The following is a 23,679-nucleotide window of genomic DNA, read 5'->3' as shown; positions in this document are numbered from 1 at the left end:
GGCAGCGGACTTGATCATGGCGGGAGTCGCGTGCGCGACGTCTCCATCCGGCACCCGGCAGCACATCAAGGAGGAAGCGCACAGATGAAAGACGTTCCCGCCCGCCCGAAACGCCGTACCGGCCGTCGCACCAGACTGCTGCTCGGCTGTGTCTGCGCCGTGGTGGTCGCCGTTTCCTCGGTGGCCATGACCACATTCGCCCACGCCGATCTCAGTGGCCCGCCCGGGACCACGTTGAAGGCGGCCGCCGAGCGGAGTGGCCGGTACTTCGGCGCCGCGATGGGGGGAGACCGCCTCAGCGACTCGGGCTTCCTCACGATCGCGAACCGCGAGTTCGACATGATGACGGCCGTCAACGAGATGAAGCCCGACGCGACCGAACCCAACCGCGGCCAGTTCGACTTCCGGGCCGGTGACGCGATCTACAACTGGGCCACCCAGCACGGCATGCGGGTCCGCGGCCACACCCTGGCCTGGCACGCACAGCAGCCGAGGTTCTGGAGCACCCTCAGCGGCAGCAGCCTGCGCACCGCGATGATCGAGCACATCAACGGCGTCATGGCGCACTACAAGGGCAAGCTTGCCTACTGGGACGTGGTCAACGAGGCCTTCGCCGAGAACGGCAGCCGGCGGTCGTCGAACCTGCAGGCCACCGGGAATGACTGGATCGAGGCGGCGTTCAGGGCCGCACGTGCCGCCGACCCGGGCGTGAAGTTGTGCTACAACGATTACAACATCGAGAACTGGACGTATGCCAAGACGCAGGGCGTCTACAACATGATCAGGGACTTCAAGTCCCGCGGCGTCCCGGTCGACTGCGTCGGTCTCCAGACCCACTTCACCGGTGGCAGCTCGCTGCCGGGCAACTTCCAGCAGACGCTGTCGAGCTTCGCCGCCCTCGGGGTCGACGTGGCGTTGACCGAGGCCGACGTCACCAATGCCTCGACCAGCCAGTACCAGGGTCTGACCCAGGCTTGCATGAACGTCCCCCGCTGCGTCGGCATCACGACGTGGGGCGTGCGGGACAGCGACTCCTGGCGCGGCGGCGAGAACCCGCTGCTGTTCGACCGCAACAGCAACCCGAAGGCGGCGTACACCTCCGTCCTCAACGCCCTCAATGCCGCCTCCACCACGGTGCCAGGGACGAGCACACCGCCGAGCACCCCGATCAGCACGCCGCCGAGCACTCCGATCAGCACGCCGCCGAGCACACCGCCCGTCAGCGGGCAGCCGGGCGCCTGCACCGCGACGTTCCTCATGGTCAACAGCTGGGGCGGCGGCTTCCAGGGTGAGGTCACCGTGGCCAACAAGGGCGCCGCGACCCTCAACGGCTGGACCGCACGCCTGACGCTGGCCGGCGGGCAGACCATCGTCAACGTCTGGAACGGCATCAACACCGGCACCAGCGGCACGGTCAGCGTCCGCAACGCCGAGTACAACGGCTCCCTCGGCGCGAACGCCTCGACCACCTTTGGCTTCCTGGTCAATGGGAGCACCAACGCGGCACCCGGCAACATCTCGTGCACCAGCCCCTGATCGAGGGCATGGACCAGCCCTTCACGCCAGGACACTGACAGTGCCCGGAGCCGGTGGCTCCGGGCACTGTGCCGTCGTGGCCGGCCGGCTGCCGGGCCGCATGGGCGGTATCGCGTCACCGCGGCGATCATGAAAGACCACCCTTTCAGGGCGAACGTTGGTAATCTCCGCGTATCGGGCGCTCCGGAGAGGTGGGCGAGATGACACGCAAGAGACCCGGGCGCCACAGGCTGCCGGCGATCGCAGTACTTCTCGCGGTGGCGCTGCTGGGCGGTGCGGCCTGCGGCGGGGACGCCCAGGAGGCGCTCGTCGCCGGGCCGCCCGACCGCGGCGCCGTCGGTCTCGCGATGCCGACCAAGACCTCCGAGCGCTGGGTCGCCGATGGCGAGAACATGCGCAAGCAGTTCGAGCTGCTGGGCTACCGCCCGGAACTCGCCTACGCCGACAACGACATCGCGGCGCAGGTGGCGCAGATCGAAGCCATGATCAAGAACGGCGACAAGGCAGTCATCATCGCCGCCATCGATGGGACCGCGCTCAAGGAAGTGCTCGCGAAGGCCACCGCGGCACACATCCCGGTGTTCGCCTACGACCGGCTCATCCGCGACAGCCCCGACATCGCGTACTACGCCACGTTCGACAACTTCAAGGTCGGTGTGCAGCAGGCGAGCTACATCGCCGAGGCGCTGGGACTTGCGCGGGGCGCACGCGGGCCGTTCACCATCGAGCTCTTCGCCGGCTCGGCCGACGACAACAACGCGACGTTCTTCTTCAACGGCGCGATGAGCGTGCTCAAGCCGTATCTGGCCTCCGGCGCGCTCGTGGTGCGCAGCGGCGAGACGGCGTTCACGCAGGTGACCACCCAGCGGTGGGACGGCGACATTGCCAAGCAGCGCATGCAGCGCCTGCTGGCGGGGCCGCTCGCCGCGGTGCACGTCGACGCGGTGCTCTCGCCGTACGACGGCATCAGCCGCGGCATCATCGACGCGCTCAAGGCGGCCGGTCGCGGGGGCCGGCTGCCCGTCGTCACGGGCCAGGACGCCGAGCTGGAGTCAGTGAAACTGATCATGGCGGGACAGCAGAGCCAGACCGTGTACAAGGACACCCGGGAGCTGGCCAAGGTCGCGGTGCAGATGACCAACGCCGTGCTCACCGGCGGCAGCCCAGAGGTCAACGACACCAGCCAGTACGACAACGGCGTGAAGGTGGTCCCGACCTTCCTCCTGCAGCCCGTCAGCGTCGACAGGTCGAACTACCGCCGCGTCCTGGTCGACGGCGGCTACTACACCGCTAGCCAGATCGGTGGCTGAACCGCGATGACCGACCGGACCGCTCCCCGCCCGGCCCGCGGCAACCGGGTCGCCCGGGTCTTCGTCGACCTGCCGCTGTGGGCCAAGCTCACCGCGCTGATCAGCGCCAGCCTGCTCGCCCTGTGCGGGTGCCTCGTGGTCACCCTGATAGGCGACCGCGCCGCCGACCGCACCGCCGACCGGCTGCAGCGGCTCAACGAGGCGAGCGCGCTGGTGCTGCGCCTCGACCGCCTCGCCAGCGAGCTCAAGGTAAGCGGCCTTCAGGCCGTGGTGCGCTCCGATCCGGCCGCGCAGGGGGTTCTGCTCAAGACCCAGCAGGCCGAGGCCGAGGAACTGCTCGGCCAGCTCAAGGCGATGCATCTGCCGTCGAAGCTCGCCGGGGCGGTGCAGCGCATCAACGACGTGTACACCGACTACGGCTCCGTCGTCGCCCGCTTCGTCGACAGCGCGTCGGTGGACCAGGCCCAGGCCCGGCTGGCGTGGGAGCAGATCGGCGTCGACAACTACCTCACCTCCGCGGTCCTGCACAACGAACGGGCCCTGTTCGCCCGGACCGTGGCGCTGGCGGAGAAGGACGCCGCCGCCAGCCGCTCGAACGCCAAGCGGATCATGTTGATCGCCGTCGTCGTCGCCGCCGTCGTGCTGTGCGGCCTGGCGCGCCTGGTCGTCATCTCGATCACCCGCCCGCTCGCTCGGGTCCGGATCGCGCTGCAGGGCATGGCCGGCGGCGATCTGACGGTGGACCCCCGGGTCTCCTCCCGCGACGAGGTGGGCCAGATGGCCTCGGCACTGCAGGAGGCGATCGGCGGCCTGCGCGGCGTGGTCTCATCCGTGTCCTCCGCCGCGCGGGCGGTCGCCGCCGCGGCCGCGGAGCTGACCTCGTCCTCCAGGTCCATGGCCGCGTCCGCGGATGACGCCTCCGGCCAGGCCCGCAGCGTCTCGGAGTCCGCAGGACAGGTCTCGGACAACGTCCAGACGGTCGCGCAGGGCGCGCAGGAGATGGGCGCCTCGATCCGCGACATCTCGCACAGCGCCGCCGAGGCGGCGAAGGTTGCCGGCCACGCGGTGCACGTCGCGGAGTCGACCACGGCGCAGATGAACAAGCTCGGTGACTCCTCCACCGAGATCGCGACGGTGGTGAAGGTCATCACCGGCATCGCCGAGCAGACCAACCTGCTGGCGTTGAACGCGACCATCGAGGCCGCCCGGGCCGGCGACGCGGGCAAGGGCTTCGCAGTCGTTGCCGGCGAGGTCAAGGACCTGGCCCAGGAGACCGCCCGCGCCACGGAGGACATTGCCCGGCGGGTCGCGGCGATCCAGGAGGACACCGGCGGCGCGGTCGCCGCGATCGGCGAGATCAGCAGCGTGGTGGCGCGCATCAACGACTTCCAGGCGACGATCGCCAGCGCGGTGGAGGAGCAGACGGCCACGACCAACGAGATGAACCGCGGCATTGCCGCCGCGGCGGACGGCGCGGGCGGCATCGCGGCGAACATCGCCGGACTGGCCGCCGCGGCGGAGGTCACGACGGAGGGCGTGGCCCGGTCGCAGAAGGCAGTCGACGAACTCAGCCGCATGGCTCACGACCTGCAGGCCATGGTGACGCACTTCCGCACCTGAGCCACGCGACCCGACGCCCGCCGGGGCCGCGGCGGGCCTGGTCCGCCTGGCCGGGTCTTGCCAGGTGCGAACGGTCGTGCTTTTCTTAGGGCATGGGGAAGGGCGAGGAGACCAGGCTCGCGGTGCTGGACGAGGCGGCGAGCGTGGCGCGTGGCGTCGGGCTCGGCGGGCTGACGATCGGCACCCTGGCCGAGCGCACGGCGCTGTCCAAGAGCGGGCTCTTCGGCCACTTCAAGTCCAAGGAGTCCCTGCAGCTGCAGGTGCTCCAGCACGCCAGGGCGCGGTTCGTGGATCTGGTGGTCCGGCCCGCCATCGCCGCGCCGCGCGGGGAGCCGCGGCTGCGGGTGCTCTTCGACGGGTGGCTGCGGTGGGAGGGGGTGCCCGGCGGGTGCCTGTTCGTCACCGCCGGGGCCGAGTTCCACCATCAGGCCGGCGTCGTGCGCGACGAGGTCGTCCGCGGCGAGCGGGACATGATCGACATGATCACCACGATGTTCCGGGCCGGGATCGCCGACGGCGGGTTCCGCCCGGACACCGACCCCGAGCAGTGCGCCTACGAGTTCAACGGCATTCTCCTGGCCTTCCATTCGGCCTTCCACCTGCTCGAGGACGAGCGCGCCGAGCCGCGGGCGCGGCGGGCGCTGGACAGCCTCCTCGACCGCGTCCGGAACTGATCCCACCCACTCCACTGGAGGAGTCCCATGGTCACCGAGGCCGTCGTGGCGGTTCAAAAAAGCACGAACGATCGGTTTTTTCGAGCGCCACAGCCGGTGCGGCTGGCGTTCTCGTTCCTCGAGCGCGCCGCGCCCGCGATCGGCGCGCGGTGGGCGGAGCGGATCTGGTTCCGGCTGCCCAGGACGACCACCCGGTCCGCGCTCGCGCGGCTCGCGCCGTCGGGGGATCCGGGCCAGCGGTTCACGATCCGCGTCGGCGGGACCGACGTCGTCGGCGGCACCTGGGGTGGTGAGGGGCCGGTGGTGTACCTGCTGCACGGCTGGGCCGGGCACCGCGGCCAGCTGGAGGCGTTCGCGCCCGGCCTGGTCCGCCGCGGGTTCCGGGTGGTCGCGTTCGACGCGCCCAGCCACGGCGAGTCCGGTCCCGGCGCGTACGGGCCCCGATCCTCGTCGATCCCCGAGTTCGCCGACGCGCTGACCGCCGTGATCGCCAGGCACGGGCCCGCGGCGGGCATCGTCGCGCACTCGCTCGGCTCGGTCGCGGCCGCGATCGCGCTCTGCGACGGGCTGCGGGCCGGGCGGGTGGCCATGATCGCCCCGATGGCGAGCCCTGCCTCCCACGCCCGTCACTTCGCCCGGATCCTCGGGTTCGGGCCACGGACCCTGGCCCGGCTCACCCGGCGGGTCGAGCGGCGCGTCGGGGCGCCCATGCACCACTTCGACGTGCCGGAGATCGGGCGGGCCGTCCAGATGCCGCCGACGCTGATCGTGCACGACCGGGCCGACCGTTCCGTCCCCGTCGCCGACGGCATCGCGATCGCCGAGGCGTGGCCGACCGCGCGGCTGCACGTCACGTCCGGACTCGGGCACCGCCGGCTGCTGCGTGAGCCCGAGGTCATCGGCGCCGTGCTCGACTTCATGGACGCGGGCATCGACCGGAGGGAACCCAGGCCGGCCGGATAGCACCCACCGGCGTCGACCGTATACCCTCGGTGCCGACGACGCGGATCGATGGAAGGTGGCATGGTGCTGGTCAGGGTGCGCGACGGTTCCGGGGACCGGCGGCTCGGCGAGCCCGCGTCTTGACGCACCTGTCCGACCCGCGGCGGTCGCGCGTGGTGCTCGTCGGGTCCAGCACCTACGACAACTTCCCGGCCATCCCCGCGGTCACCAACAACCTCACCGCCCTGCGGGACGTGCTGATCGACCCTTCTCGGTGGGGGCTGGACCCCGACGCGTGCCGGGTGGTGCACAACCCGGAGACGCCCCGCGACGTCCACGCGGTGATGCGCCGCGCCGCGGCCGAGGTCGACGTGTCGGGGCTGCTGCTGCTGTACTTCGCCGGCCACGGCGTCATCGACCCCGACACCGGCGTGCTGCACCTCGCGGTCGGGCAGACCATGCCCGACTCGGCGTACTCCAGCGCCGTGCCGTTCGACTGGGTGCGCCGCCTGGTGCAGGGCAGCCGCAGCGCGCACCGCGTCGTCATCCTCGACTGCTGCTATGCCGGCCGGGCGATCCCCGGCCTCGGCGCCGCCGATGACGCCGCGCTCGCCACCCAGGTCGAGATCGACCGCAGCTGCGTCATGGTGGCCGCGTCCGGCAACCGGGTCGCGCTCGCACCGCCCGACGAGCCGCTCACCGCGTTCACCGGCGTGCTGGTCGAGCTGCTGCGCGACGGGGTCGACGGCGGGCCGGCGCTGCTGGACCTGGGCACCCTGCACGACGAGATCCGGCGGGTGCAGCGTGCCCGCGGCCGCCCGATCCCGGAGCTTCGGGCCCGCAACGGCGGCGACCGGATCCCGATCGTCGTCAACGCCCAGCGACCGGTGCGCCCCGCGGACGCCCCGGCGCGGCAGCCGGAGCCCCCGCCGCGGGCCGACAGCTCCCTCGTCGGGCGGGTCCTGCGCGGCGGTGCGAGCGTCACGGACCCGGAGCTGGCCGGGGCCATCGCGATCCTCGCCCACTCGCCCGTCGAGGGCGCGATCGGGGTGCGGCTCGACCGGCCCGCGACCCGCTCGCCCGCGCACGTGCTCGGCGACGAGCTCGCCGGGTCCCTGCACGTCCCGGCGGTCCTGGACGGTGGTCCGGTCCGCGACGTGGTGCTGCTGCTCGCCGTGCTGCGGACCGGCGCCGCGCCGCCGGACGGGTGGCGGGTCCTCGGCCCCGGGCTCGTCGTCATGCCGCTGGACGCCGACCCCGCGCGAGCGGAGACGGTCGTCGCCGCCGCGTACCTGTTCGTCGGCTACCTCGGCTGGCGGCCGCACCAGCTGGAGACCGAGCTGGCCGCCGGCGACCTCGTCGACGCGGGCACCGACCTGGCCACCTGGCTCGGCGACCCGCAGCAGGCGTGGTGAGCCGATGACCGGCACGGAGCGCAGCGGAGGGGCCGGGCATCAGGGTTGCGGTCCGTCGTGCGGGCGCCGGAGCGCAGCGGAGGTGACAGCATGACCGGCACGGAGCGCAGCGGAGGGGCCGGGCATCAGGGTTGCGGTCCGTCGTGCGGGCGCCGGAGCGCAGCGGAGGTGACAGCATGACCGGCACGGAGCGCAGCGGAGGGGCCGGGCATCAGGGTTGCGGTCCGTCGTGCGGGCGCCGGAGCGCGGCGGAGGTGACAGCATGACCGGCACGGAGCGCAGCGGAGGGGCCGGGCATCAGGGTTGCGGTCCGTCGTGCGGGCGCCGGAGCGCGGCGGAGGTGACAGCATGACCGGCACGGAGCAGAGTCTGGTGAACCGGCTCGTCACCACGATCCGGCAGGGCCGCGACGTCACGCTGGTCCTCGGCTCCGGCCTGACCGCCGGGGTGGTGCCGGGCGTCGAGCGGATGATCGAGCTCGCCGACGAGTTCGTCGGGCAGGCGCTGCAGAACAGCGACCTGCAGGCGGCCCTCGCCGGGCTGCGCGCCGCCCGCCGTGGCGGCGCCCTGTACACCGCCTACCGCCGCGCGTTCACCGAGTGGCTGTCCCCGGTCGAGTTCGACATCGTCGTGCAGCGGGCGACCCTGGAGGCGTACCGGCCGGCCCGCGCCACCGTCGGCGGCTGGGAGCGCGTCGGCTACCACCGCGGCGTCCAGCTGGAGGAGGACCGCGACGCGTGGTCGCTGACGCCGGGCGTCGAGGCGCTGGGGGAGCTGCTCGCCGGCCTGCCGGACCGCTTCGAGCGGCGGGTCATCACGACCAACTTCGACCCGCTCATCGAGATCGCGGTGCGCCGCGCAGGCGGCACCGCGCGCTCCCTCACCCTCCGCCGCGACGGCACCTTCGCCGGGCCGATCGGTCCCGCCGATGGGATCGACGTGCTGCATCTGCACGGGTACTGGCGGCCGACGTCGGAGACCGACGAGCGCTCGCTGCTGCACGACCCCGAGCCGCCACGGGCCGACGACACCGTCATCGTCGCGGCCCTGGCCGCGGCGCTGCGCGGCGACACGATCTGCGTGGCCGGATACCCGCCGGGCCGCAACGACGCGCTGACCCGTGCGGTCCACGAGCAGTCCGACGTGCTGTGGGCCCGGCACGACGACGACGCGTCGCCGGCCGGCACCGCACTGATCTACACCGGCGTCGACGTGGACCGGCTGTTCCCGGCGGTACGGCGCGGCCTCGCCGCCCTGCCCGTATCGCTGCAACGGGCCCAACCCGCCCCACCCGCCGTTGCCGAACCCGTCACGCCCGCACCGGCCGGGACCGCCACGGCGCCCGTCGCCGTGCCGTCGGGGACCGCGCTGCACCGCGTACACCTGCCGACACTCGAGGCGATCCTCGGCACGCGCCCATCGGCGGTGGAACTTCTGCGGCAGCTGGACTACGAGTTCCGGTGGCGGCGCGTCGACGACACCCCGGACGCGCCCCTGGACCTGGTCTTCTGGCCGGTGCGCCTGCGCCAGCCCACCCTCATCTACGCGGTGCAGGCCACCGTCGCGGCGGCGCTGTCCGCCCGAGGCGTCCGCGTCGTGCTCTGCTTCGACGACCTCGCCGGCGACCAGCACACCCGCAGCTGGCGGGCCCGCTTCACCGACGAGGTCGAGCGCTGGTTCGCCCTCGTCGAGGGTGCCCGGCCGCCGGAGGTCGACTCGCTGATGTCGTTCTGCTCGCCGGGCCGCGTCGCCGAACGGCTCCAGGACCCGGAGCTGCTGCGCCGCCCGACGCACCCGTGGGCGGTGCAGCTGGAGTACTACCGCGGCGACCGCATGATCCTCGACGTGGCCCGCGCGGCGAAGGCGTTCCCCGGCGTCGGCGACCTGGACATCGACGACGCCATGGTCGGCGCGCAGATCCGCACCACCCGCGCCGAGCGGCTCATGAGCACCCCGGCGATCTGGGCGTACCTGCAGTACCTGCTGCGCGACACCCGCCCCGAGGCCGTCATGACCCTCGGCGGCGAGGACGAGGCGGTCATGTGGGACCAGTGGCACGACACGTTCCCCGACTCCGTCGGCCACCTGTTCCACCCGGTCATGGCCAACGTCCGGCAGGACGCCCGGATGCTCGGCGCCCGCAGCTTCCGCGAGGTCGAGGATCACCTGCGCAAGGCGATGCGGCTGGAGAGCTGGGACCGCGAGGACCACTACCTGCATTGGATCGTGCAGCATGCGGTCGTGCTGCACCGGTACCTGCGCAACCGTCCGCCGCTGTCCTACGACGGGCGTCTGCTCGACTCGTGGGAGACCGTCCGTGCCGCGCTGCTCGACGCCCGGCAGCGGCCGGGGACGGTCCGGGTGATCGCCCGCGAGGTGGCGGCGCTGCTCATGCACGAGTCGGTCTGATCAGCCCATGCGCGGTACGGCGCCCGCGGGTACCGTCGAGGGCATGGGCGCTTCCCCCGCCGCGACCGACGTCGACGACCTCACACTGTCCGGCGCGCTCGACGCGCTGGACGCCGCGGAGCAGGTCTGGGGCCCCGATCTGCTGGCCTACCTACTCGGTGCCGGGCTCGACGCACCCCTGGCCGGATGGTCCGCCGACGCCGCGATCCAGGATCCCGCCACCCGCACCCGGCTGCGGCTGGTGCTGGAGGTGCAGCGGCTCTTCGACCTCGGCAGCGTCGCCCGCGCCTGGGTTCGCGACCTGCACCCGGCGCTGGGCTTCCGCAGCCCGGCGAGCGTGATCCGCACCGGCGACCCGGACGAGCACCGCATGGTGCTCGAGCTCGCCGAGCGCGACTCGCTCAAGCCTCGCTGACCCGGTTCGGCCACGGACCGGCCCTGGCGATGGCATGATTCGCCGCGTGACCCGGCTTGCCGCTCCAGAGCCCAAGCTTGCCGCCTCGGACTTCAAGCTTGAGAGCATCGACCTCTACATCACGTCGCGGTGCAACCGCCGCTGCTCGTACTGCTTCCTGCCCGACACCTACTTCGACCGCATCCAGCACATGACGCCGGCGACGGTCGCCGCGATCGTCGGCTGGGCGTCCGGCGCCGCCACCGAGATCACCGTCCTGGGTGGCGAGCCGGCGCTGCACCCCTCCTTCGCGTCCATCGTCTGTGACACTGCGGCGGCGCTTCTTCGTGTGCGTACCGTCACCAACGGCAGCCGTCAGTTCCGGGCGGCCCTTCCCGCCGTCCGGCATGCCTTGAGCCGGGTGGCGGTCAGCCTCGACGCCCCGTCGGCGGATGTGGTCGACCGCCTGCGCGGCCGAGGCGCGTTCGCCGACGCCGTCGCGACCGTCGACGAGCTGCGCGCCGCCGCCGTGCCCTTCGACCTGAACTGCACCGTCCTGGCCGACACGGTCGACACGGTGCCCGACATGCTCGCCTACGCCGAGGCCAGCGGCGCCGGCCGGCTCAACATGCATTGGTTCTCACCCGTCGGCCGCGGCGCGCTGCACGCCGCGGACCAGTCCGTGCCGGCCGCCGACTGGCGGCGCAAGGTCCTCGACGTCGTCGCCGCGTACCGCCCGTCGCGGCAGTCGTTCACGGTCGACTGCCAGGTCGCCTTCGACTTCCCGGTGCCGGGCGCCGACCGGGGCGTCTGCGCCGTGCGGGACGGCACCAACCTGCAGTTCCTGCCCAGCGGTGCGGTCTTCGCGTGCGGGATGCTCCTCGAGGACGAGGCCCTCGCCGCGTACCGGTGGCAGGACGGCACCCTGGTGCGCCGCGCCGGCGACACCGAACTGGCCCGCACGACGTCGCCGTGCGAGGGCTGCCCGCTGCGCCCGTCCGACGGCGGGCATCGCCCGATCTGCATCTACAACCGCCTCGCGACGGTGTAGCGCATCACGGGTCGCTCGCGGCGGCCCGCCGATCGGGTTGCTCGCGGCGGCGTGCCCGTCGGGTTGCTCGCGGCGGCCCGCCCACGGGGTCGCTCGCGGTGGATCAGAACGTCAGCTCGCGGGCCTCGGGGCGGCCGTGTCCGCGGAGCCAGTCGGCGGCGAGCTCGGCGTAGTTGCGCCGTTCGGGCGGCCCGATCAGCCCGGCGACCTGCTCCCTCGCGAGGGTGATCTGCGCGGGGTCGCCCTCGAACTCCGCGAACGTGCCCAGCTCCGGCAGCTCGTCGACGGCGACGACGAGCTCGGTGCCGCCACGGCGGAACTCGCGCCGGCGCTTCGCGAGCCGCCAGACGACGACCAGCCCCTGCCGGGCGAACGCGTCCCGGACGTCGCCGGTGGCTGGAAACTCCACCTCGACCCGCCGATAGGTGCCGTCGTCCGCGTATGTGCGGGGGCCCTTGAACCCGGCCGTCACGAGGCCTCCCACCACCCGCAGCCGCGTCACGAGATCCTGCCGCCGCAGCTGCCCGTCGGGGGTGTCGTAATACTCGTCGAGCTGCTCCTGCACCGGCGCCGCCCGGAAACGCAGCGAAGCGAGCCGGTCGGCGAGGGCGGCCGGATCGGGCACGAGATGCTTGCTCTCGACCTCATCCACCCCGCCGGCCACACCCCTATGCTACGGCCGGCGCCGTCCCCTACCCTGCGCGGATGATCATTGTGGACGGGCAGTCGAACGAGCGCCTCGTCCAGGTCACGCTGACCTTCGAGGGCAGCGGGTTCGTCGGCTTCATCACCGAGGAGGCCAGGCGCCCCGCCCTCGAGGCCGTCGTCGAAGGGCTCTCGGCGGCCCGGTCCGCCTGAGCGGCCTACAGCAGCGAGATCATGATCCGCACGCGGGCCGGCAGGCTCAGCGGGCGAACCTCGCGACCGCGGCGGGCGTGACGGGCGTGAAGACGTTCACGAGGTTGCCGTCGGGGTCGCGCAGCAGCAGTGATCGATTGCCCCAGGGCATGGTGGTCGGCTCGGTGACGAAATCCGCCACGAAGGCGGTGAGGTCACGGTGTACCGCGTCGACGTCGCCGACCAGGAACTCGACGATCACGGAGCGGTTGTCGGCCGGGCGGGCGGCGTCCGGGGCGAGGAGCGCGACCGTGCGGGTGCTCCCGATCGCGAGCGTGGCGGAGCCGGCCCTGACCTCGGCGAAGTCGGGCGTCGACCAGGTCGCCGGTACACCGGTCACCCGCTCGTAGAACTCGACGAGACGGGCGACGTCGGCGGTGATGATGCGGATCGAAACGAGGTTCATGCCGGCCACGCTAAGCGGGATACTGGACAGATTCCGCCCGGTATCCGGGAGATACTTCCGGGATGGCCCGACCCACTGCCCGCGTGCTCACGTTGCTGCAACTGCTGCAGTCGGGCGGCCTGCGGACCCTCGCGGAGCTCGCCGAGCGGCTCGATGTCGACGAGCGGACCGTGCGCCGCTACGTGGACCACCTGATCGACCTCGACGTGCCCGTCGAGTCGGTCCGCGGCCGGTACGGCGGTTACCGGCTCGGCCCCGGCTACCGCATGCCGCCGCTCATGCTCACCGACGACGAAGCGCTCGCCGTGATGCTCGGCCTGGTCTCGGGCCGCGGGGCCGGACTGTCGGCGGCCCACGAGACGGCGACCGCCAAGATCCGGCGGGTCCTCCCGGACCGCCTCGCCCGCCGGCTCGACGCCGTCCTCGGCTCCCTCGCGTTCACGGCGTCCTCGCCCGCGGCGCCCGCGCCGGACAGCACGATCCTGCTCACCGTCGCGTCCGCGGTCGAGGCCCACCGGCCGGTCTCGATCACGTACACCGACCGCACCGGCCGGCGCAGCGGCCGCGTGGTGCACCCCTACGGACTCGTCGTCCACGCCGGCCGCTGGTACGTGACGGGCGCCGACCCGCACGCCGGCGAGGACCGCACGTTCCGGCTGGACCGCATCACCGACGCGCGGACCCTGCCCGGCGCGTTCGAGCCACCCGCCGACTTCGATCCGGCCCAGCGCCTGCTCACCGGCTTCGCCGGTGCCGGCTACCCGCACGAGGTGACCCTGCGCATCGACGGCACCGCCGAGCAGATCCGCACCCGCCTGCCCGCCAGCGTCGCGACCATCATCGAACCACCGGAGCCCGGCGGCTGGCTGCACGTCGAGCTGCGGGCGCAGCGGCTCGACTGGTTGCCGGGCGTGCTCGCCTCGCTGGACCTACCGTTCGCCATCGAACGACCGGACGAGCTCCGCGACCTCGTCGCCGCCCTCGCCGCCCGCCTCGCCGCCTCCGCCCGGCGCGCCCCCTGACCCACGGCGGGCCGGCCGCGGTGCGCATGCGTCGCCGGTCGGCGGCGTTGCCGGCCGGCACCGGCCTCATCGACCTCGGCGCCTCCGCGCGGCATGCGGTCTAGTGGGAGCCGTAGTACTCGGCGATCGCGGTGAACGCGGCCTTCGGCTCCCACGGCAGGTCGGGGTACGTGGTGCCGTGCCGGTCCTCGTAGACCTTGACGATGCCGTAGCTGGCCAGGTCCAGGTCGTCGCGGGCGGCGCCGTCCGGGCGGTGCGGGTGGTCGTAGAGGGCGAAGAGGAATACGAACGCCGTGTCGACGCCGGCGGCCTCGAAGGCGGTCAGGAGCTCGCGGATGTACGTGGCCTGCCCGGCCTCGTCGCGGACGTGGTCGCCGGTGAGCCGGACGGGGCCGTCGGTGCCGTACTCGACGATCTCCAGGCCCTGCGCGCCGCGGTCGCCGGCGCCCCGGTAGGTGGCGGCGCCGAACTCGGTGACGGCGACCGGCTTGCTCTGCAGGGCGGGGCTGCGCATGCCGTCGGCGAGCATTTCGGCGAACCGGTCGGCGATCTCGGCCGAGCGGTACACGTCCATCGACACGATGTCGAACGGCGCCCAGTCGACGCGGTCGATGGGCACGGATGCGTACGTGATCCGGCCGCCGAAGCGTTCGCGGACCGCGGCGACGGCCTCCGCGAGGAAGGCGTTGACGCGGGTGCCGACCTCGGCGATGACCTCGCGGAGCCGCTCCGGCCGGCTCAGCAGCTCGAGCCGCTGCTCCATGGTGTCGCCGGGCAGGAAGCCATGGTTCATGATGCTGAGCTCGGCGCCAGTGACGAACACGACGTCGCCACCGCGTCGCCGCAGTCGCTCCGCGCGCTCGGCGCAGTCCGCGAACAGCGCCAGCGTCTCGTGCGTGGTCAGGTCCAGAGGGTACGGCGAGAACCACACCTCCAGGCCCAGCTCGACGGCGAGCGCCGCGGCGAGCTCGATGCGCTCCGGGTCGCCACCGATCACCCGGACCGCGGTGCAGTGCAGGTCGTCGCGGATGACGCGCAGCTCGCGCGCGACCAGGTCCGCGTCGAACCGGAGGCGGGAGTGAACGCCGTGCCGGACGAACCCCGTGTCGTAGGTGATGCCGTTGCGCCGCACGCCAAGGTCCTTCCCGTGGGAAATTAGGTACGACGCGTACCCTATTTTGACCGGGGGTGGTGGTCAAGTCGATGCTGGGAGGCATGCGGGACGACCTGACGACGCAGACCCGGCGCCGGGGCGCGACGCTGGAGTCCGCGATCCTGCGCGCCGCCGCCGCCGAGCTCATCGAGCACGGCTTCGCGGGACTGACCATGGACCGGGTCGCGAAGCGGGCGGGCACCAACAAGAACGCCATCTACCGCCGATGGCCCGACCGCCTCGCCCTCGGCATCGCCGCGTACCGGCAGCTCGCCACGACGATCGAGCCGCCCGACACCGGCGTGCTGCGCGACGACGCGCTGGAGCTGCTGCGGCGGGCCAACCGCCACTGGAGCTCGCCGCTCGGCGCCGTCCTGCGCGAGCTGCTCGGCGCCGCCGGTGGCGCGCAAAGCCTTATGGCGCAAGTGCCGGAGCAGTCCGCCGACGCCATGACCGCCATGTGGCTGACCGTCCTGGGGCGTGCCGTCGCCCGCGGCGAAGCGGACCCTGCGGCGCTGCACCCGCGGGTCGCCACCGTCGCGATCGTCCTGCTGCGCAACGAGTTCGTCACCCGCGGCGTGCCCACCGCGCCCGACGAGGTCCTCATCGACATCATCGACGAGGTGTACCTGCCGCTGGTGCGCAAACGGGGCCAGGTTTAAGGGACGGACAGCACAAGGATCCGGCCGTATGATCGCCGCCGTGTCGATGATCGATCTGCTGAAGCCGTTGCGTACCAGCGACTCCACGCACTCACCGGACCTGGCCGCCCTGCGCCGGGTGGCGAAGGCGGGGGACTGGGCGGCGGTCGTTGCGTACTTCGACGGGCTGCCGCCGCGCGCCGACCGCGCCGTCGCGATGCGGGTCGTCGCCGACGTGAAGGGCAGCGAGCGGTTCCTGTAGCGGGCGGTCGACACCGACCGGACTCGTCCCTGGCCAGGACCCTGCTGGGCGCCCGGTGCGTCGTCATCGGCTGGGAGGCCCGCACGGCCGCGTTCGCGGTGCATGTCACCGCAGCGCAGTGGCGGGTCTTCCACGACTACGTCGGCCGGGCCGAACGGCTCCTCGGCGACGCCGTGGCCATCGACCCCGGCAACGCCGCCGCGTGGACCCAGCGGATCGTCACCGCGCGGGCCCTGGGGCTGGAGCCGCAGGAGGCGCGGCGCCGGTACGACAAGGCGGCCGAGCACTGCGACGTGCCGTACGTCGCGCAGGCACAGTTCATCCAGAACCTCTGCCCGAAGTGGGGCGGGTCGACCAAGGCCATGCACGGCTTCGCGCAGGAGTGCCTGAAGGCGGGGCCGCCCGGCACGCTCGCCGGTGCGGTGGTGGCCGACGCGCACATGGAGCACGCGTTCACCAGCAACCTGCTCGACCGCATCCGCGACCACCTGCACCAGCGCAAGGTCCGCGACGAGCTCGGCGCCGCCGCGGCGCGCACCGTCCTGCACGCCGGCTTCGAGCCCTGGCACGGTTGGGTGGCCGCGCACAGCGCCTTTGCGTTCGCGCTGTACGAGGGCGGCGACATGCCCCGCTCCGCACGGCACTTCGCGGCGCTGGGCAACCGGATGAAGCCGTACGGCTGGGAGATGATGAGCAACACCTGGAAGTCGGACTTCCGGCACGCGGGCCGCACCACGGGTGCCCGGTGACGCCGCCGGACGTCGACGGGGTGCCGGTCCTGTTCGCCCCGTCGCCCGGGCCGATGCGGGCCGGGCTGGTGTTCCGCGTCGGCGTCGCCGACGAGACCGCGGCCACGGTCGGGATCACCCACCTCGTCGAGCATCTCGCGCTGCACCGGCTCGGTGTCGCCGACTACCACTACAACGGCTCGACGAGCGCCACCGTCACCCAGTTCGTCACGCAGGGCACCCCCGAGACGGTGACCGGCTTCCTGCACGGGGTCTGCGCCGGCCTGCGCGCGCTGCCGGTCGACCGGCTACCGGTGGAGCGCAAGCTCATCGCGTCCGAGGCCGCCGGACGCGGCACGCCGGTCAACCTGTCGATGCCGTTCTGGCGGCACGGCGCCCGCGACTACGGTCTGGTCAGTCTCCCCGAGTACGGCGTCCACACCGTCACCGCCGAGCAGGTCCTCGAGTGGGCCGCCACCCGCTTCACCCGTGGCAACGCGGTCCTGTGGCTCACCGGCGCCGAGCTGCCCGCGGGCCTGCGCCTCGACCTGCCCGACGGCCCGCGCCGGGCGCTGCCGGCCGCGTCGTCGGCGCTGCCGCTGACGCCCGCCGCGTTTCCCGGCGGCGCACCCGTGATGGTTCTGGACGCCTCGGTACCGCGCACCGCCGCCGCCACGGTCTACACCTGGGCACTGGAGCGGGCGCTGTTCCGCGAGCTGCGCCAGGAGCGGGGCCTGTCGTACACGACGGCGGCCGGCTACAGCTCCGACGGCCGCCCGACCGCCACCCTCACCGCCGTCGCCGACACCCGCGACGGCGACGCCGAGGCCGTCGTCGAGCACTTCACCGCGCAACTGCGCCGCCTGCGGCACGAGGACCTCGACGCCGGCGAACTGGACGCGATCCGCACCCTGGAACTGGAGCCCGGCCAGGATCCCGAGACCGAGGCGAGGCTCCTGCCGCGCCGGGCCACCGATCTGCTCAGCGGGTTCGCCGGCTGTACCGTGGCCGAATTCGCCGACGACCTGCGCCGGGTCACCGCGGCCGACGTGCGCGAGGTCGCCCGCGCAGTCGACGACTCCGCGCTGCTCATGTTGCCGCGGGGGATCGGCCGGCCGCCGGCCGGGTTCGAGGCGGCGCCGCAGCTGTCCCGGTTCAGCGTCGTCGGCAAGCGGATCCGCTGCAAGGCCGACCCGGAGGTCGCCCTCGTCCACGCCGCCGACGGGGTCAGCCTCAGCACCCCGCCCGGCCCGTCCACCGTCCTGTACACCGACTGTGTCGCACTGCTGCGCTGGCCCGACGGCGCCCGCCGGCTGCTCGGCGCCGACGGCGTCAACGTCCACATCGAGCCGACCCTGTTCCCGCTGCCCGCGTCGGTCACCGCGGCGATCGAGGCGGCGGTCCCGGCACGGCTCGTCGTCGACCTGCCGGCCCGCGACCCCGACGAGATCCCGCGCCTGTCCCGCACCACCGGCCTGCGGTCCCGCCTGCGCCATGCCCGGCTGCGGTTGCGCGCCCGGGTGGGCCGCACCGCCCTGCTCGGCAAGGGCACCGGGCGGGTCGTGGTGAACGTGCTGCTCGGCCTCGCCGGCGCCGCCGCGATCACCCTGGCGATCGGCCTGCGGTCGTGGCCGTTCCTGGCCGCCGCGGTCGTCTTCGCCGTGCGGTTCTGGCGCCGCAGCCGCCCGTCACGATGAGCGGCGCCGGCGGACGGTCGTGGCTCAGACGGCTCTGCGGTACGCGACGACGCGCTGCTCGACCACGAACCCGACCTTCGCATAGATACCGGCGGCGCCGGTAGGGTTCTCGGCGTCCGTGTCGAGCGACGCGTGGGTGTAGCCGGCCCGGCCGGCCTCGTCGAGCACCTCGGCGAGCACTGCGCTCGCGACACCCTTGCGGCGCCAGTCGCCGGCGGTGCCGACGTGTCCGATGTACAACCGGCCGGGCACGTCGCTGGCGTACGAGAGCACGTACCCGGCGATCGCGTCGCCGGCGAGCGCGAGTCGGGACAGCTCCGGGAGGAACGACTCCGAGTGCACGGTCAGCGGCGCCCACGACTCGAACGTGCGCTCCTGGTACCCCCACAACTCCCGGAACGCCGCGGTGTGCACGGCGTGCAGGTCCCGCTCCCGCGCCCGCTCGTACGGCGCGATCCGCAGCCCGTCGGCGAGCGACGCCACCGGCGCGGGCGTGGTCGGTGCCACCATGTCCAGGAAGTACCGCGCGACGGCGAACCCGAACCGCTCGAACAACCGCGTCGCCGACGTGTCGGCGTCACCCGCGATGACCTGCCCCTGCCACGACGCGTCCGGCGCCACCTCGGCGTGCCGCGCCGCGGCCCGGTCGAGCTGCCACGCCAGCAGCTCCCGGCCGAGACCCTCCCCGCGCCGGTCGGGATGCACCCCACCGATCAGCTCCAGCCGATCCCCACCCTCCGGCGGCAACGGCACCATCGCGACCGCGACGATCCGCCCGTCCCCGTCGGTGACGACCCGCGTGTCCACCGCCGGGTCCCGGACCTCGTTGTTCACGACGTCGTCGATCTCGGCCGCGACATGCCCCCCGTGTCCGCCACCGACCTCGGACAACACGTTGATCAGCTCGGCAACCGCCGCGGCGTCGTCGCCCCGGTACGCACGCACATCGAAATCCGTCACCCGTCCACCGTATGGACCCCCGCAACCGGATTGCGGCCACTACGGTGACGACGTGGCTGTCCCACGTCCACCGGACGGACGCGGCGACCTGGCGAACTCGGCCCAGCGGGGCGCCATGGCCATGGCCGGACGGCGACGGCCCGCGCCGCTGCGGAAAGACAGCACGGCGAGGGTCGCAGGCAGCACGCCCATTGTCAGGTCGTGGCCGACTCCGCGATGCTGGGTTGCGATGAGCCGCGACGAGCACCAGCAAGGCCGGACCAGGCCCCGCCTGATCGATCGTGCGCATGGCCTCAGCGGACCGTCAAAGGATCTCAAGGACGCGCTGTACGAGTTGTACCTGCGGGCGGGCGCGCCGACGCTGGACCAGGCCGCCGAGGCGATCCGGACCATGGCCGACGACCTTGACCTGCCTGGGGTACCGACCCGGGCGAGTATTGGAAGGATCATCGGTGGACCGGATGTCCCGCCGGGGCAGCACGATGTCGTAGCGGTTGCAATGGTGCTGGCCCGGATGGCCGGTCGGGACGGCGCGGCAGTGGCCGACCACGTCCGCGACCTGTGGATCAGAGCGAAGATGACCGCATCGACCCGTCTCGGCAGGCCGATCGGCGAGACCGATCCGCACACACTGGAGATTCATCGGGCCATCGACCTCGACCACGATGGCAGTATGCCGGTGCTACCCGGCTACGTGACGCGGCCGCTTGACGCGGCCCTGGGAAAGGTCGTTGCCGCGGCTGCGCATGGAACGAGCCGGATCGCCGTGCTGGTCGGCGGGTCGTCCACGGGCAAGACCCGCGCCTGCTGGGAGGCGGTGCAGGCACTGCCGGACCGGTGGCGGCTGTGGCACCCCTACGATCCGACCCGGCCGGGCGCCCTGGTCGAGGCGCTGGACCGGATCGACCCGTTCACCGTGCTGTGGCTGAACGAGAGCCAGCATTACCTGCTGCCGGCGGACGCCGAGTTCGGGGAGCGCATCGCTGCCGGGCTTCGCGCCTTGTTGGCTGACCCGAATCGCGGGCCGGTCCTCGTGCTGGGCACGATGTGGCCGGAGTTCTGGGAGGCGGCCATGAGCGGTCCGGCCCCCGATCGCCCGGATCCGAACTCGCAGGCGCGTGACCTGCTTTCGGGGCATGTGATCTTCGTGCCTGAGACGTTCACCGACACCGACATGACGACCCTGCGGCAGTTGGGCCGGCGCGACCCCCGGCTGCGCAACGCCGCAGAGCACGCAGTTCACGGCAGGGTCACGCAGCACCTTGCCGGCGTCCCTCTGCTGTTGGATCGCTACCGTGCCGCGCCGCCGGCCGCGCGGGCGGTGATTCTGGCAGCTATTGACGCCCACAGATTTGGTTGCACCGCGCCGATTCCGGCCGGTCTGCTGGCGGATGCCGCCCCCGGCTATTTCACCGATCCGGAGTGGGACCAGGCCGGCGAAACATGGTTCGAGCAGGCACTTGGCTACGTCGGCAGGCCCTGTCACGGCACGCCGGGACCAGTCACCCTCGTCCGGCCGCGCAGCGGTGACGACCGATCACCGGACCAGGCGCACTACCGGCTGGCCGACTACCTGCATCAGGTAGGCCGGGCCGAGCGTGCCGACGTCTTCCCGCCCCCGTCGTTCTGGTCCGCCGTCATGCGCACGGTGACCGCCCCCGAGATCCTGATCGGGATTGCGGCACACGCCGAACGCCGCGGCCGATACGGCCACGCGCTGCCGCTGTACCGGCTGGCGGTGCAAAGGGGTGGCCCGCAGGCGCTCAACGACCTGGCGAGGTTGTATGAACGCGCTGGTGAAACTGCATTGGCCCAGGCTGCCGCGACAGAGGCCGCCGAACAGGGTGACACCACCGCGCTGCGGCGCGTCGCCCGGAGGCGCCAGCGTGCCGGTGATCTGGCGGACGCTCAACGGCTGCTCAGGCAGGCCGCTGACCGCGATGACCGGCAGGCCATGCGAGAACTGGCATGGCTGCTGGCCGCGGTTGGGGATCTTGCCGGCGCGCAGGCCCAGTACCAGCATGCGGTTGATCGTGGCGATGTTGCAGCGCTGCGCGACCTGGTCGCAATGCTGGAACGCGCCGGCGATGCACAACGCGCCGAGGCGCTCGCCGCTGTCGCCGCCGAGCGCGGCGACAGCGGTGCCCTGCGGGACCTGGCCGGCATGCGCGAACGCGCTGGTGATCATGCGGCCGCCGAGGACCTGTACCGGCAGGCAGCGGACCACGGTGACGTCGCCGCTGTTCAGCGGCTCGCCCGGTTACGGGAGAGCGCCGGCGACCTGCTCGGCGCGGCGTCGCTGTATCGCAGGGCCGTTGCGGCAGGAAGCACCAGCGCAGGCTGGGACCTGGACCGTCTCAACGAACCGGGCGGCGAGAACCGCACGCCATCCCCTCGCAATGATCCGAGCTCCTTGTGGCAACTGGCACTGCGGCACATCCGGGCCGGGGACACCGCGGAGGCGTATGCGCTTGTCGAGGCGGCGACCGATCCGAACGATCCCGAGGCGCTGCGGTTGGCGGCGGCATTCCGGGAGCGGGTGAATGACCTCGTTGGTGCAGAGGCGGCGTATGTCCATGCCGCAGAGCGCGGCAGTATCGGCGCACTGAGAGACCTTGCCGGGCTGCGCACGCGAACGGAGAACCCGGCAGGGGCGGAGGAGGCGGCACTTCACGCCGCCGACAGAGGTGACACCGGTGCCCTGCGTGACCTCGCACGGTGGTGGGAGCGCGCCGACGACCTCGCTCATGCCGCAGCGCTGTATCAACAGGCGGTGAACCGCGGCGACAGGCATGCATTGCACGACCTCGCCTGGCTGTGGCAGCGGACCAGCCCGGACGATGCGGCCCGGTTGAGAAAGTATGGTCTCACTGCTGACGGCGAAGTCGCCCACAGCCTGTGAAGCCGGTGAACGTCACGATGCAGCATTTGGCAGGAGGCCCGGTGAGGGAAACCAAGGTGGTTCCCTTCTACCTCATGGTTGACGTGTCCTGGTCGATGGGCGCGCGACTGGACGCGGTGAACCGGTTCCTACCGGCCGTCCAGGAAGCACTGTGCCGCGATCCCGTCCTGGCAGACAACATCCGGTTCGGTTTCATCGACTTCGCCGACGACGCACAGGTCCGACTCCCGTTGTGCGATCTGCTCGATCCGAATGTCGAACTGCCGGTGCTCACGCCTCGCGGAGGCTTGTGTTTCGCGTCTGCGTTCGAGGTTCTCCATCAGGAGATCGACATCAATGTTGCCCAGCTGCGAGCCGATGGATACGCCGTCTACCGGCCCATCGTGTGGTTTCTCAGCGGCGGGCGACCGTCCGACGACCCAGAGGCAATGCGGCGAGCGTTCGTCGGACTGACGTCCATGAAGTGGTCCCCGAATGTCATACCGTGCGTTCTTGACCCGGCAGGCATCGACACCATGGCTCAGCTGATCCACCCGGCGACAGGGGCCAGGCGCTGCGCGCTCTACAGCGTCGATGCTTTCCACCCGGAGGCAATGGCCGGGATCGGCGAGACCCTGGTGTCCAGCGTGATCCAGGTCGGCTACTCGAACGCCCGCGGTTGGACCGGATCGATCCTGCCTCCTCGATCCCACCTCCCGGCAGGCATCACGCAACACGACCCCGACGATTTCCCCTGACCCGGAAGCAGCACCAGCACCGGCTGGATGACCCGGACACCGCTCACCCGGCTCAGCCGTTGCGGTGGTGCTTTTTCACGAAGGTGTAGCCGGGTGGGAGCTCGGCGTCGTCGAGCTCCTCCTGTTCGACGATCTGCTGGTGCAGTGACAGCTGACGCTCCGAGGGCTGGGCGCCGGGTGGCAATTTGCGCAGGAAGCCGTTGACCCAGTGCTCGCGGCGGTCGGCGCCCTCGCCGTGGACGGCGTCGTCGGGGTGGGGGGCCGGTTCGACCAGCGGGGCGTACAGCAGCATCTCGGCCGGCTCCTCGCCGTCGACGCCCGGGTAGGAGGGGTGCCCGGTGGCGTCGACGCTGCCGACGACGCGGGTGACGTAGCCTTCGCGGAGCAGCTGCTCGACGGCGTTGCGCAGCAGGAACGCGGCGCGGTCGCCGCGGCCGAGGCGGCTGCGTTTGAGCAGGTCGGCCTCGGGGAACACGGCGCTGCCGTCGTCGAAGACGCGGCCCAGCCGCCGCACGGTGGAAAGGACCTTCGACCAGTTCGCGTTGCCCGGGGTGTGTTCGCGGGTGACGACCATCGGGTCGTATTCGTGGAAGTAGTCGACGCCGTCGACCCGCATGGGCTCCACGAGGGGGACGGTGCGCACGACGACCTCGTCCTTGGCGGGCCGGTAGGCGACGGTGAGCAGGACCCCGGGCCGCAGGTCGGCCGGCCACTCGATGCCGCCGAACTGCCACTCGACGTCCTGCCGCAGGGCGCTGTGGAAGGCGAGGCGCTCGGCGGTGATGCCCCGGAGGCGGTGGTCGAGCACGAGCGGGACGGTGTCCCTGTGCTGGAGCGCTTCGACGCATTCCTCTGGCACGGGGCAGACGCCGCCGTCCAGATCCGCCCGCCGCAGTGCCAGTCGCCGTGTCCTCATGATCCCT

Annotated in this window: 22 protein-coding genes; 17 read left to right on the top strand and 5 right to left on the bottom strand. The window is 72.3% G+C overall.

Annotated features, from left to right (window positions below; translation table 11 throughout):
• Positions 1 to 84: 84 nt before the first annotated feature.
• The 9 genes from OHA72_RS53315 to OHA72_RS53275 all read left to right on the top strand — a co-directional run bounded on the left by OHA72_RS53315 (position 85) and on the right by OHA72_RS53275 (position 11,351).
• Positions 85 to 1,536: a glycoside hydrolase family 10 protein gene (locus tag OHA72_RS53315; protein ID WP_327003771.1), complete on the top strand. Its 1,452-nt coding sequence runs from the start codon at positions 85 to 87 to the stop codon at positions 1,534 to 1,536.
• A 200-nt stretch (positions 1,537 to 1,736) separates the two neighbouring features.
• Positions 1,737 to 2,846, top strand: coding sequence for a multiple monosaccharide ABC transporter substrate-binding protein (chvE, locus tag OHA72_RS53310; RefSeq protein ID WP_327003770.1), 1,110 nt, complete (start codon positions 1,737 to 1,739; stop codon positions 2,844 to 2,846).
• A gap of 6 nt (positions 2,847 to 2,852) precedes the next feature.
• Entirely contained in the window at positions 2,853 to 4,466 is a 1,614-nt protein-coding gene (locus OHA72_RS53305; protein WP_327003769.1) for a methyl-accepting chemotaxis protein, read from the top strand.
• A gap of 92 nt (positions 4,467 to 4,558) precedes the next feature.
• A complete protein-coding gene (locus tag OHA72_RS53300) occupies positions 4,559 to 5,140 on the top strand; it encodes a TetR/AcrR family transcriptional regulator (RefSeq protein ID WP_327003768.1) in 582 nt (193 codons plus the stop codon).
• Positions 5,141 to 5,236: 96 nt separating this feature from the next.
• The gene (locus OHA72_RS53295) at positions 5,237 to 6,103 is read left to right on the top strand and encodes an alpha/beta fold hydrolase (RefSeq protein WP_327003767.1); all 867 of its coding nucleotides are present in this window, start codon (positions 5,237 to 5,239) and stop codon (positions 6,101 to 6,103) included.
• A gap of 119 nt (positions 6,104 to 6,222) precedes the next feature.
• A complete protein-coding gene (locus tag OHA72_RS53290; protein WP_327003766.1) occupies positions 6,223 to 7,497 on the top strand; it encodes a YqgE/AlgH family protein in 1,275 nt (424 codons plus the stop codon).
• A gap of 348 nt (positions 7,498 to 7,845) precedes the next feature.
• Positions 7,846 to 9,906, top strand: coding sequence for a hypothetical protein (locus tag OHA72_RS53285; protein ID WP_327003765.1), 2,061 nt, complete (start codon positions 7,846 to 7,848; stop codon positions 9,904 to 9,906).
• Between the two features lie 43 nt (positions 9,907 to 9,949).
• Positions 9,950 to 10,321, top strand: a complete 372-nt coding sequence (locus OHA72_RS53280; protein WP_327003764.1) for a hypothetical protein — start codon at positions 9,950 to 9,952, stop codon at positions 10,319 to 10,321.
• A gap of 46 nt (positions 10,322 to 10,367) precedes the next feature.
• Positions 10,368 to 11,351, top strand: coding sequence for a radical SAM protein (locus OHA72_RS53275; RefSeq protein ID WP_327003763.1), 984 nt, complete (start codon positions 10,368 to 10,370; stop codon positions 11,349 to 11,351).
• Between the two features lie 103 nt (positions 11,352 to 11,454).
• Here the strand turns inward: OHA72_RS53275 and OHA72_RS53270 are convergent, their stop codons facing one another.
• Positions 11,455 to 12,015 carry a class IV adenylate cyclase gene (locus OHA72_RS53270; protein ID WP_327003762.1) on the bottom strand — a complete coding sequence of 187 codons (561 nt, stop codon included), beginning with the start codon at positions 12,013 to 12,015 and terminating at the stop codon, positions 11,455 to 11,457.
• 41 nt (positions 12,016 to 12,056) lie between these two features.
• On the opposite strand from OHA72_RS53270, the gene OHA72_RS53265 reads away from it, so the two are divergent.
• Positions 12,057 to 12,209, top strand: coding sequence for a hypothetical protein (locus tag OHA72_RS53265; protein WP_327003761.1), 153 nt, complete (start codon positions 12,057 to 12,059; stop codon positions 12,207 to 12,209).
• A gap of 46 nt (positions 12,210 to 12,255) precedes the next feature.
• Here the strand turns inward: OHA72_RS53265 and OHA72_RS53260 are convergent, their stop codons facing one another.
• Entirely contained in the window at positions 12,256 to 12,654 is a 399-nt protein-coding gene (locus OHA72_RS53260; protein WP_327003760.1) for a VOC family protein, read from the bottom strand.
• Between the two features lie 62 nt (positions 12,655 to 12,716).
• Here OHA72_RS53260 and OHA72_RS53255 point away from each other — a divergent pair, with 62 nt between their 5' ends.
• Positions 12,717 to 13,676, top strand: a complete 960-nt coding sequence (locus OHA72_RS53255) for a helix-turn-helix transcriptional regulator (RefSeq protein ID WP_327003759.1) — start codon at positions 12,717 to 12,719, stop codon at positions 13,674 to 13,676.
• Between the two features lie 100 nt (positions 13,677 to 13,776).
• Here the strand turns inward: OHA72_RS53255 and OHA72_RS53250 are convergent, their stop codons facing one another.
• Positions 13,777 to 14,808 carry a glycoside hydrolase family 113 protein gene (locus OHA72_RS53250; protein WP_327003758.1) on the bottom strand — a complete coding sequence of 344 codons (1,032 nt, stop codon included), beginning with the start codon at positions 14,806 to 14,808 and terminating at the stop codon, positions 13,777 to 13,779.
• An 83-nt stretch (positions 14,809 to 14,891) separates the two neighbouring features.
• Here OHA72_RS53250 and OHA72_RS53245 point away from each other — a divergent pair, with 83 nt between their 5' ends.
• The 4 genes from OHA72_RS53245 (at position 14,892) to OHA72_RS53230 (ending at position 18,157) form a co-directional block, all read left to right on the top strand.
• Complete coding sequence (locus OHA72_RS53245) at positions 14,892 to 15,491, top strand: TetR/AcrR family transcriptional regulator (RefSeq protein WP_327003757.1); 600 nt, start codon at positions 14,892 to 14,894, stop codon at positions 15,489 to 15,491.
• A 40-nt stretch (positions 15,492 to 15,531) separates the two neighbouring features.
• On the top strand, positions 15,532 to 15,732 hold the full coding sequence (locus tag OHA72_RS53240) for a hypothetical protein (protein WP_327003756.1): 201 nt from the start codon (positions 15,532 to 15,534) through the stop codon (positions 15,730 to 15,732).
• Between the two features lie 98 nt (positions 15,733 to 15,830).
• On the top strand, positions 15,831 to 16,481 hold the full coding sequence (locus OHA72_RS53235) for a hypothetical protein (RefSeq protein ID WP_327003755.1): 651 nt from the start codon (positions 15,831 to 15,833) through the stop codon (positions 16,479 to 16,481).
• Positions 16,478 to 18,157: an insulinase family protein gene (locus tag OHA72_RS53230; RefSeq protein ID WP_327003754.1), complete on the top strand. Its 1,680-nt coding sequence runs from the start codon at positions 16,478 to 16,480 to the stop codon at positions 18,155 to 18,157. The genes OHA72_RS53235 and OHA72_RS53230 overlap by 4 nt, the downstream gene beginning before the upstream one ends.
• Positions 18,158 to 18,181: 24 nt before the next feature.
• On the opposite strand, the gene OHA72_RS53225 is transcribed toward OHA72_RS53230, so the two are convergent.
• Positions 18,182 to 19,117, bottom strand: coding sequence for a GNAT family N-acetyltransferase (locus OHA72_RS53225; RefSeq protein ID WP_327003753.1), 936 nt, complete (start codon positions 19,115 to 19,117; stop codon positions 18,182 to 18,184).
• Positions 19,118 to 19,346: 229 nt separating this feature from the next.
• Here OHA72_RS53225 and OHA72_RS53220 point away from each other — a divergent pair, with 229 nt between their 5' ends.
• Both OHA72_RS53220 and OHA72_RS53215 read left to right on the top strand, forming a co-directional pair.
• Positions 19,347 to 22,019 carry a tetratricopeptide repeat protein gene (locus OHA72_RS53220; RefSeq protein ID WP_327003752.1) on the top strand — a complete coding sequence of 891 codons (2,673 nt, stop codon included), beginning with the start codon at positions 19,347 to 19,349 and terminating at the stop codon, positions 22,017 to 22,019.
• Positions 22,020 to 22,060: 41 nt separating this feature from the next.
• Positions 22,061 to 22,756, top strand: a complete 696-nt coding sequence (locus OHA72_RS53215; protein WP_327003751.1) for a vWA domain-containing protein — start codon at positions 22,061 to 22,063, stop codon at positions 22,754 to 22,756.
• 52 nt (positions 22,757 to 22,808) lie between these two features.
• Here OHA72_RS53215 and OHA72_RS53210 read toward each other — a convergent pair whose 3' ends face one another.
• A complete protein-coding gene (locus tag OHA72_RS53210) occupies positions 22,809 to 23,672 on the bottom strand; it encodes a hypothetical protein (protein ID WP_327003750.1) in 864 nt (287 codons plus the stop codon).
• Positions 23,673 to 23,679: the final 7 nt, after the last annotated feature.

Origin of the sequence: Dactylosporangium sp. NBC_01737, from assembly GCF_035963215.1 — a bacterium.
In the GTDB taxonomy this organism is placed as follows: Bacteria; Actinomycetota; Actinomycetes; order Mycobacteriales; family Micromonosporaceae; genus Dactylosporangium.
This window is presented reverse-complemented; position numbering and strand designations above follow the sequence as displayed.